This is a genomic window from Streptomyces sp. CBMA291 (genome assembly GCF_014596525.1).
Classification (GTDB): Bacteria; Actinomycetota; Actinomycetes; order Streptomycetales; family Streptomycetaceae; genus Streptomyces.
In genome coordinates, this window is the sequence record NZ_MSJP01000040.1 from 107003 (window position 1) to 116092 (window position 9090).

Annotated in this window: 9 protein-coding genes and 1 pseudogene; 3 read left to right on the plus strand and 7 right to left on the minus strand. The window is 73.3% G+C overall.

What is annotated here, in order from left to right:
- Nucleotides 1-52: 52 nt before the first annotated feature.
- Nucleotides 53-556 carry an ATP-binding protein gene (locus BU197_RS11405; RefSeq protein WP_317452243.1) on the plus strand — a complete coding sequence of 168 codons (504 nt, stop codon included), beginning with the start codon at nucleotides 53-55 and terminating at the stop codon, nucleotides 554-556.
- Here BU197_RS11405 and BU197_RS11410 read toward each other — a convergent pair.
- The 4 genes from BU197_RS11410 to BU197_RS11425 are packed head-to-tail and all read right to left on the minus strand — an operon-like array spanning nucleotide 514 to nucleotide 4524.
- Nucleotides 514-1404 (minus strand): hypothetical protein, encoded by an 891-nt coding sequence (locus BU197_RS11410; protein ID WP_223183562.1) that lies wholly within the window; start codon nucleotides 1402-1404, stop codon nucleotides 514-516. The two genes, BU197_RS11405 and BU197_RS11410, sit on opposite strands and share 43 nt — an antisense overlap.
- Nucleotides 1404-2645: a hypothetical protein gene (locus BU197_RS11415; RefSeq protein ID WP_188268125.1), complete on the minus strand. Its 1242-nt coding sequence runs from the start codon at nucleotides 2643-2645 to the stop codon at nucleotides 1404-1406. The genes BU197_RS11410 and BU197_RS11415 overlap by 1 nt, the downstream gene beginning before the upstream one ends.
- The gene (locus BU197_RS11420) at nucleotides 2642-3343 is read right to left on the minus strand and encodes a hypothetical protein (protein WP_188268126.1); all 702 of its coding nucleotides are present in this window, start codon (nucleotides 3341-3343) and stop codon (nucleotides 2642-2644) included. Before BU197_RS11420 ends, BU197_RS11415 begins: the two co-directional genes overlap by 4 nt.
- Entirely contained in the window at nucleotides 3340-4524 is a 1185-nt protein-coding gene (locus BU197_RS11425; protein WP_188268127.1) for a glycosyltransferase family 1 protein, read from the minus strand. Before BU197_RS11425 ends, BU197_RS11420 begins: the two co-directional genes overlap by 4 nt.
- A gap of 164 nt (nucleotides 4525-4688) precedes the next feature.
- Between BU197_RS11425 and BU197_RS30385 the strand changes: the two genes are divergently transcribed.
- Both BU197_RS30385 and BU197_RS30390 read left to right on the plus strand, forming a co-directional pair.
- The gene (locus BU197_RS30385) at nucleotides 4689-5639 is read left to right on the plus strand and encodes a multiprotein-bridging factor 1 family protein (protein WP_223183563.1); all 951 of its coding nucleotides are present in this window, start codon (nucleotides 4689-4691) and stop codon (nucleotides 5637-5639) included.
- Entirely contained in the window at nucleotides 5636-6205 is a 570-nt protein-coding gene (locus tag BU197_RS30390; protein ID WP_317452244.1) for a peptide deformylase, read from the plus strand. Before BU197_RS30385 ends, BU197_RS30390 begins: the two co-directional genes overlap by 4 nt.
- A gap of 33 nt (nucleotides 6206-6238) precedes the next feature.
- On the opposite strand, the gene cobJ is transcribed toward BU197_RS30390, so the two are convergent.
- The 3 genes and pseudogenes from cobJ to BU197_RS11445 form a co-directional block, all read right to left on the minus strand.
- Entirely contained in the window at nucleotides 6239-7855 is a 1617-nt protein-coding gene (cobJ, locus tag BU197_RS11435; protein WP_223183564.1) for a precorrin-3B C(17)-methyltransferase, read from the minus strand.
- Nucleotides 7852-8505, minus strand: a complete 654-nt coding sequence (locus tag BU197_RS11440) for a precorrin-8X methylmutase (RefSeq protein ID WP_188268128.1) — start codon at nucleotides 8503-8505, stop codon at nucleotides 7852-7854. The genes cobJ and BU197_RS11440 overlap by 4 nt, the downstream gene beginning before the upstream one ends.
- Nucleotides 8502-9090, minus strand: a pseudogene (locus BU197_RS11445) (cobalamin biosynthesis protein CobG); the annotation flags it as partial. The gene BU197_RS11440 and the pseudogene BU197_RS11445, both read right to left, overlap by 4 nt.

Here is a 9090-nt window from a genome sequence, read left to right on the forward strand (position 1 = left end):
CGGTGGTGACAGACTGGCGAGAGAACGCTGGTGGTGCTGAAGGGAGTTGGTCGTGGCTGTGAGCGACGCTGCGGTGGTGTACCTGCTGGTCGGGCTCACCGGTTCGGGGAAGACGACCTACGCCCGGCGGGTGCTGGAGCCTCAGGGGGCAGTGCACCTTTCGGTGGACGAGGTCGTCTACGAGCGGCACGGCCGGTACGGCGTCGACTACCCGGAGAACACGTACTTCGAGAAGGAGACTCCGGTCATCGCCGAGCTGCACCGGCGGCTTGCCGAGCTGGTCGCGGAGGGCCGGGACGTGGTCTGGGACCACGGGCTGTGGCCGCGCAAGGACCGCGAGGAGATGAAGGAACTGGTCCAGGCCGCCGGCGGCCGGTGGCGTCTGCTGTACTTCCCGGTGGAGCGCGACGAGCTGCTGCGCAGGCTGGCGGAGCGCAACGCGCGGGGAGACGCGAACGCGCTGCTCGTTACCCCGGAGGCCCTGGACGACTTCTTCGCCCGCTTCGAGGTGCCTCAGGGCGAGGGCGAGGAGATCGTGGAACCCGGCTGGTTCTGAGGCGCCGGAGGCCGCCAGGCGGTGGCGAGTTGGGCCGCTTCGGAGGCCCAGCCGTCTGGCAGCCGGTCGAGGTTGACGCGGCGGAAGGCCAGGCGGGGGTCGGAGACGTCGATACGGCCGTGATGGCGGTCGATGTGCTGGAGTAGGTGGGACGCCTCGCTGCGGACGGCCGGGGTGTGCTCGGCCCACTCGCCGGAGGTGAACCGCTCGACCCGGCGCCGCAGGTCGTCCAGGATGCCGGCTCGCCACTTGAAGTGGTGCACGCACGCGAGCGCGTTCGGGTCGGGCTTGTGGCCCGGTGCCCGGTGGTTGCCGGACGCGACGGTCACCGAGGAGTGGGCGAGGACGATCTTGCGAGGGTCGCCCTGGAGGAGGCGCCGGGTGAGGTGTCCGCCGAGCGGGAAGGTCCGGTCGAGGCCGGTTTCCGGGCGCCACATGGCCAGGCGGCCGTCGTTCGTGACCCGGTCGAGTATCAGCCTGCCGACCACCTTCCGCCCGGCTTCCTCGGCCTGAGCGAGCACGTCGGCGAGCGGGGCGGAGTAGGTCTGGAACTCGTCGGAGTCGGCGAGCAGGTGCCAGCCGGTCCCGGCCCGCTTGCGCAGGGAGTCGCGGAGCTGGGTGTTGGTGTGCTCGTGCCAGGGGCCGGTGCTGATCTCGGCGGGGGCGTTGCCGAGGTCGCGGCAGGCCGCGATCAGCTGGTGCCGCCAGGCGTCCGGGACGTGGTCGGGGAAGTGGAAGGCGAGGTGGAACCGCTCGATGCCGAGTCGGCGGTAGTGGGCGGTCCAGGCGGCCAGCAGGGCCGGCTCGACCGGGCCGATGACCGCGACCAGGGCGGGAGGGACGAACATCAGCAGCGCTCCTTGGCCAGGTGGAGGCAGAGGCGGGTGTAGGTGTCGGTGAGGAAGGCGGCCTGCTCGGCCGCCGGGTGCATGTCCAGCTCGGCGGGTGCCGTTGGTCCCGGCCGGGCGGGTGCCTCGGCCGTGAGCTTGTCCAGCGTCTCGGCGAGGGCGTTCGGGTCTTCGGCGGGGAAGAGCCGGGCCCACGGCTGACCGGTCAACCGGGCAGACAGCTCGCTGTCGTGCGCGGAGACGACCAGCGGGACCCCGAGTCGTACGGCGTCCATGACCAGCCCCGACTCCTTGCCCACCCCAGGCTTGCGGACGACGAGGGCCGTGTCGGCGGCGGCGTAGACGAGCCGCAGGACCTCGTCGGCCACCGGGCCGGGCACCGTGTGGAGGCGGACGTGGGGCAGCCGGTGCCAGCGGTCGAGGACGGCGTTGTCCAGCGGGGTGCCGCACACCAGGACGTGCAGCGGGGCGGTGAGGCGGGCGAGGGCTGCGTCGACGGTGGCGATGTCCTTGTACGGCCACCAGCCGCCGACCAGGCACACCGCCCTCGCACCGGCGGGGACGGTGAAGGCGGCGCGGGCGCCGTCGCGCTCGGCGTCGGTCAGGCGTCGTCCGTCGTCGACCGCGAACGGCCGCACCTCACCGCGCAGGCGGGGGAAGCGCGCTGCGACCTGGTCGCGGACGTCGGTGGTCGGGCACAGTGCGATCACCTGCTTCTCGCCCTGGCGGGCGAGCCTGCCCAGCCACCGGACCGGCCGGTCCTCGGTGGTGACGACCTCGTGGACGAATCGCAGGTGTGGCACCCCGCCGAGCAGGGCAGCGGCACCGTGCAGGGCCTCGCTCGCGCTGAGGATCGCCACGGCCGACGCCCGCGGGGCGAGACGGCGCGCGGTGCGAAGGCACGCGGCCTCGGTCAGACACCGGGCGAGGAGCGTGACTTGGTGCGGGAGCCTGCGGACTCCCCTCGGCCAGCTCCGGGAGGCGAACGCCCGCTGACCGGCGGCCGAGACACGTTCCGCCGCCCGCGCGGCGGCCAGCAGGGCCCTCGCCGCCGACCCGACCGGGACGGCGGCGATCCGGGCCCCGTACCGCGCCAGCTGGCCCAGGCCCTCGCCCAGCCCCTCAGGCGCTACGACCAGGCTCTTCGGCCGCGCGGCGGCGAGCGCGGTCAGCGTGCGCTGATGGTGCCCGCCGCCCTGGTGCGCGTACGGCTCGATCAGGACGAGCGGAGAGCCGGTCACGAGGTGACCGCCTCGAACGGGTACAGGCGGGCGTGGTGGGCGCGCAGCCGGACCGGGTCGTTGAGCAGCTCGAACTCTTCCGGGCTGCGGGCGGCCTCGCGGGCGAAGGCGATGCCGTCGCGGGCGCCGGCTGCGGCCTGCGCGGCGAACTCGCCGCCGCTGCTTGCCGTCCACGCGTTGATCCGGGTCTGCGCGCTCTGGTCGTTCATGCCGTACTCGCTGCCGTGCGCGAGCATCGCGCACTCGCGAAAGCCGGCCTTCCACGCCAGGTACGGGCTCTGGTTGAATCGGGTCACGCCGGCCGGGCGCGGGCAGAACTCCACGCGGCCGGGCAGGGCGGCGAGGACGTCGACGGCCTCGCCCATCTCCCGCAGGGCCGTACGGCGGATCAGCTTGAGGCCGCCGTAGCCGTAGGTCAGGCCGTTGACCGGGTTGACCGCCTGCCACACCCGCATCGCCACCCCGTCGGCGAGCGGCTCCACGGCGGCGTCGAACCGCAGGTCGATCTCGAAGTCGCCGTCGGCGAGGAAGAACATCTCGGTGTCGACGAGTTCGGCGGTGAGCCGGTAGGCCCGGCGCATCCCGTGGACCCCGTGCAGTCGTTTGACCCGCCGGTCCAGCGCGCGTTCGAGCCGGGTGTGCAGGGTCGCCGCCCGTGGTTCGTCGTACGACAGCTGGACCGCGTCGAAGCCGGTCACCGGATCGCCTCCAGGTAGCGGGCGGCCACCGTGGCGGGCGCGAGGTCGGTGGTGGAGGTGTGGGCGCGCTTGGCGTGCAGGAGGTAGAACTCGGGGTCGGTGGCGAGGCGGGTGGCGATCCGGACGGCCTGCTCGTCGGTGTCGAACAGAAGCTCGTTGTCGATGTGTTCGGCCAGCCAGCCGGTGCGCGGGCCGATCACGGGCAGGCCCATGGCCTGGCAGTCGATCACCGACATGGACCAGGGGCAGCCGGGCCGGAAGGGGGCGATGCCGAAGTGGGCGCCGGCCAGCAGGTCGCGGTAGCGGACGCGGTCGCCCCGGTCGGAGGCGATGGCGACGCCGTCGGTGGTCGCGAGTTCTTTCAGGTGCCGTTCGGGGCTGGGGTCGAGGCGGACGCGTTCGGGGCTGCGGGTGCCGAACAGGTCCATCACCGTGAGCCGTACCGGGGCGTCGGCGACGAGGCGGCGGGCGAGCCCGGTGAAGCGGGCGGTGCCGTAGTGCGCGTACAGGCGGTGGTTGTAGATGCCGGTGGCCCGGCCCTCGGGCGGGGTGATGTCGGCCGGGTCGCGTACCAGCCGTACGTCCCCGGGGGCGGGGACGATGTGCAGCTTGTCGCCGAGGTCGACGCCGCTGTGGGCGGCTGCCGCCGTGGTCCAGGAGGCGGCGGTGGAGGAGTGGACCAGGACGCGGTCACAGGCCGCGAGACCGGCCGCGAACGCCAGCAGCACGCTCCGGCCGAGGCCACCGTCGTCCATCGCCGGGTCCAGCTCCAAGGCGCCGGGGTCGGTGTCCGTGCCGGTGCCGGAGCCGGTGTCGGCGAAGGAGAACGGCAGGTAGTGGCAGTAGCCCGCGACCAGCGCGTCCACCCCGGCTTCCAGAAGCGCGGCCCGGATCGCGGGAGCGGCCTCGATCTGGTTGGCCACCACCACCTCGGGCAGCCGCTCGCGGAACAGGGCGACCAGGGCGTCCATGCCGGGCTCGAAGCGGGCCCGGTACTTGGTGGACGGCGAGGTGGTGAGCGCGAAGTGCACGCGGGGGTCGCCGACCGGGACGGGGGAGGCCACGGTCACCTCCGCCCCGGCGTCGGTCAGGGCCGGGGCGAGCAGGTCGGCGAAGGTGAAGCCGGAATCGGCGGCCAGCTGACTGGAGTTGGAGACGTTGAGCAGATACAGCACACGCATCTCTGTGGCCCTCCTTCTTCGGGGCCGGGAATCGACCCGGCCCGGTGAAGGAAGGAAACCGGCGACCACGACCGTGACAGAATGGTGAATCGAGATCACTCACGGTTCATTCATCTCATCCGGCAGCCAGGGCGGGGGCTTTGATGGACGCGCGGGACGATGCCTTGACGGTCGAGGAAGCGGCTGAGGCGTTCGCGGCGGATGTGGCCCACTGGCGCGAGGTACGCGGCCTTGCCAAACGGGAGTTAGCCAGACGGATGGGCTTCGACCCGTCCTACGTCAGCCACGTCGAGTCGGGCCGGCACAAGCCGACGGAGGACTTCGCGCTGCGCGCGGAGGAGGCCCTGAACGCGGGCAAGGCCATCTGGAAGCGATGGCTGGACTACGAGGCGGCCAAGGCCCGCACCGCCCCGGCGCCACCGACACCGGCTCCCCGCAGGCCCGAGCAGCCGTACGCGACCGGCTCGGCGATCGTCGTCGAACACGACGCGGCCCGTCTGGACTACGACGGCAGCCACTACCGGCTGACGATGCGCCGCCCGCTGCGGAACACCGGCAGCGAACCGATCAGCCGCTACCTGATCCGCATCAGCGTCGACCGCTACCCCGGCGAGCCCGAACGTTCCAATGCCCACTACCGCGAACACCCGCTGACCTGGGATGAACTCGCCCTGACCGCAACCTGCCGTGGCGAGGCGATGCACTGGCAGACCAAGCACGACCGCGACGCCTTCAAGGAGGTGTGGCTGGCGTTCGAGAACAGCGAGGGCCGCTTCCCCCTCTACCCCGGCGAGTCGGTCTGGATCGAGTACGCCTACTCGGTGAGCGACCAGAAGTGGGGCCGCTGGTTCCAGCGCGCCGTCCGCCTGCCCACTGAGCACCTAGCGGTCGAACTCGCCTTCCCGGTCTTCCTCGACCCGGCCGTGTGGGGCACCGAGACCTCCATGACCGCCGAGGCCGTACCGCTGCGGACGGCCCCGATGCAGCGCGAGGAGGACGGGATGCGGATCTTCTCCTGGAGCACCTCCACACCCGCACTCCACGCCCGATACCGTCTGGAATGGCGATTCCGAGGCCGAACCGAACAGGATCTGACACAAGGGGAGTTCACGTGAACCAGGCGCGTCCCAGCGAGCAGATGCGGGACCTCGGCGTCGTGCAGGACGGCGCTCCGGTCCTTGCCGAACCCGCCCGCGCCTTCGACCTGCCGGCCGAGCGCGAGGTGGCCGAGCAGGTCGTCGAGCAGATGTTCGCCGCCATGGAGCGGATCGGGCAGGTCCACCCGTTCGCCAAGGGCATGGGTCTCGCGGCCCCTCAGATCGGGATCGGCAGGGCCGCCGCCGTGGTCCGGCCCCCCGGCCCCGACGCCTCCGCGATCGTCCTGCTGAACCCTCGTATCACCGACCGCTCCGGCGACACGGACGAGCAGTACGAGGGCTGCCTGTCGTTCTTCGACGTGCGCGGTCTGGTCCCCCGGCCGCTGTGGATCAGCGTGGAGACCACCACGCCGGAAGGCCGGCGGGTGACCACCACCTACGAACGCGGACTCGCCCGCCTGATCCACCACGAGATCGACCACCTGGACGGCCTGCTCTACACGGCGCGGATGCGCACCGGCGTCGCCCCCATTCCCGTGGAGCAGTACCGCCAGACCGGCAGTGCGTGGGCCTACGAGCGGTAGGGGCCTCTCGGACGTGCCGAGGGGCCCCGTCCCTCACCCGTACCGTCGAGGCGTCCAAGTGATCGTCCGGCCGTCGCCCCGGGTGACCGCTCGGGTCTGGGAGGAGCCGATGAGGAGGAGGGTGCGCATGTCGACCTCCGTCGGGTCCAGGGTCTTCAGGGTCACCACCCTGACCGACTGCTCGGGGCCGCCGACGTCGCGGGCGACGACCACCGGGGTGTCGGGGGAGCGCAGTTCGAGGAGGAGGTCGCGGGCGGCGGCCACCTGGTGCGTGCGGGACTTCGAGCCCGGGTTGTAGAGCGCGAGGACCAGATCGGCTTCCGCCGCCGCACGCAGCCGGGACGCGATGACCTCCCAGGGCTTCAGCCGGTCGGAGAGGGAGACGGTGGCGTAGTCGTGGCCGAGGGGCGCGCCCGCCGCCGCGGCGGCCGCGTTGGCGGCGGTCACCCCCGGGAGGACCCGTACGGGCACGTCCGCGTAGGCCGGTTCGCAGGCCACTTCGAGGACGGCGGTGGCCATCGCGAAGACGCCCGGGTCGCCGCCCGAGACGACCGCGACCCGGTGGCCGCGCCGGGCCAGGTCCAGGGCGAACTCGGCGCGCTCCGACTCGGCCTTGTTGTCGGAGCCGTGCCGGATCTGCCCGGGGCGGAGCACCGGCACCCGGTCCAGATAGGTGGTGTAGCCGACGAGGACGTCCGCGTTGACGAGGGCGCCGCGAGACTCGGGGGTGAGCCAGGGCGCCCCGGCGGGCCCGGTGCCGACGACGACGACCTCGCCCTTCTCCCGTACGGGAGGCGCCTCGTCGATCCGGGAGGGCAGGACGGCCACCGAGAAGTAGGGGACGGTCTCCGGGTCGACGTCCGTCAGCCGCTCGGTGCGCTCGCCCGGCATGAACGCCCGCTCCACGTAACGGGCGTCGTCGAGCCGCCCGGCCCGCTCCAGGGCCCGCCGCACGGTGGGGAAGGTCCGGCCGAGCTTCATCACGACCGCCGAGTCGGTCCCGGCGAGCCGGGCCGTCAGCTCGTCCTCGGGCAGGGTGCCGGGGACGATCGTGAGGACCTCCTCCGCCTCGCACAGCGGCTCCCCCAGCCGGGCGGCGGCGGCGCTGACGGAGGTGACGCCGGGGATGACCTCGGTGTCGTAGCGGTGCGCGAGCCGCTTGTGCATGTGCTGGTACGAGCCGTAGAACAGCGGATCGCCCTCGGCGAGGACGGCGACGGTACGGCCCGCGTCGAGGTGCGCGGCGAGCCGGTCCGCGGCCTCCTCGTAGAAGTCGTCCAGGGCGCCCCGGTAGCCGCCGGGGTGGTCCGTGGTCTCCACCGTGAGCGGGTACATCAGCCGCTCCTCGATGTGGTCCTCGCGCAGTTGCCCGGCGGCGATGGAGCGCGCGATGGACCGCCCGTGGCGCGCCGAGTGGTAGGCGACGACATCGGCCGCCGCGATGGCCTTCACGGCGGCCACCGTCATCAGGTCCGGGTCGCCGGGGCCGAGCCCCACGCCGTAGAGCTTGCCGGTCGTCGCCGGTGCGGTCGTCGGCGGCGCGGCCGTCGCCGGTGCGGCTGTCGGCGGAGCGGTCGTCGTGGCGGCGGGCTCGCCGGTGCCGGGGGCCGTGGTGGCCGTGCCGTCGGAAGGGGCGGTCTCGGTGCTCATGCCTGGATCTCCGCTTCGTGCGCGAGGGCGTTGATCGCGGCGGCCGTCATCGCGCTGCCGCCGCGCCGGCCCCGTACGACGAGGTATTCGAGGCCCAGGTCCTGGGCGGCCAGGGCGTCCTTGGACTCGGCGGCGCCGATGAAACCGACGGGTATCCCGAGGACGGCGGCAGGCTTCCCCGCCCCCTTCGCGATCATCTCCAGGAGGTGGAAGAGCGCGGTGGGCGCGTTGCCGATGGCGACGACGGAGCCTTCGAGGCGGTCCCGCCACAGCTCGAAGGCGGCGGCGGAGCGGGTGGTGCCGAGATCGGCGGCGAGGCCCGGGACCGCCGGGTCGGACAGCCCGCACAGCACCTCGTTATCGGCGGGCAGCCGCTTGCGGGTGACGCCGCTGGCGACCATCTGCGCGTCGCAGAGGATCGGCGCCCCGGCGCGCAGGGCGGCGCGGGCGCTCGTGACGACGCCCGGCGAGTAGGCGATGTCCTGGACGAGGTCCGTCATGCCGCAGGCGTGGATCATGCGGACCGCGACCTGGGCGACATCGGCGGGCAGCCCCGTGAGGTCGGCCTCGGCGCGGATCGTGGCAAAGGACCGGCGGTAGATCTCCGCCCCGTCCTTCTCGTACTCGAACATCGTGCTGCTCTCGCTCATCTCGTGTGGGTCGCCGGGCCGCGGGCCGCCGCGACTGCCGTGGTCAGGGAGGTACGGGGAGTGGGGACGCCGTCCACCAGATAGGTGTCGTCGCCGGTGGCGAGGACCCCGACCCAGTCGCCGTACGGGTGTCCGCAGCGACGGGCGCAGCCGGAGAAGTGCACGGGCAGCGCGCCCGGGGGCACGGTCAGGGCGTCGGACCGGACGTCCGCGAGGGACTTGGCGCAGCCGGGCCTGCCCGTGCAGGCGGTGACCCCGGCGCCGGGCGCCCCGGGCCGGGTGATCAGACCGTGCGCGGCGAGGTCGGGCAGCCGCTCCGGCCCGGCGCCGACGACGACCGCCCCGCGCCAGGGCGTGAACCGGACCTCGTCGGCGGGCAGCAGGGCCCGCAACTGCCCGGCGGTCAGCCGGCCGAGCGGGGCGAGGACGTGCACCTCCGGCCCGGCGCCGACGACGACCGCCCCGCGCCAGGGCGTGAACCGGACCTCGTCGGCGGGCAGCAGGGCCCGCAACTGCCCGGCGGTCAGCCGGCCGAGCGGGGCGAGGACGTGCACGGCGCCGTCGCCGAGCGGGCCGGGCGCGGGC

Excerpts from the sequence above, each read along its gene's own strand:
- BU197_RS11425 (WP_188268127.1), bottom strand. The coding sequence starts at position 4,524 with ATGCGTGTGCTGTATCTGCTCAACGTCTCCAACTCCAGTCAGCTGGCC.
- cobJ (WP_223183564.1), bottom strand. The coding sequence starts at position 7,855 with ATGAGCACCGAGACCGCCCCTTCCGACGGCACGGCCACCACGGCCCCC.
- BU197_RS11410 (WP_223183562.1), bottom strand. The coding sequence starts at position 1,404 with ATGTTCGTCCCTCCCGCCCTGGTCGCGGTCATCGGCCCGGTCGAGCCG.
- BU197_RS11440 (WP_188268128.1), bottom strand. The coding sequence starts at position 8,505 with ATGAGCGAGAGCAGCACGATGTTCGAGTACGAGAAGGACGGGGCGGAG.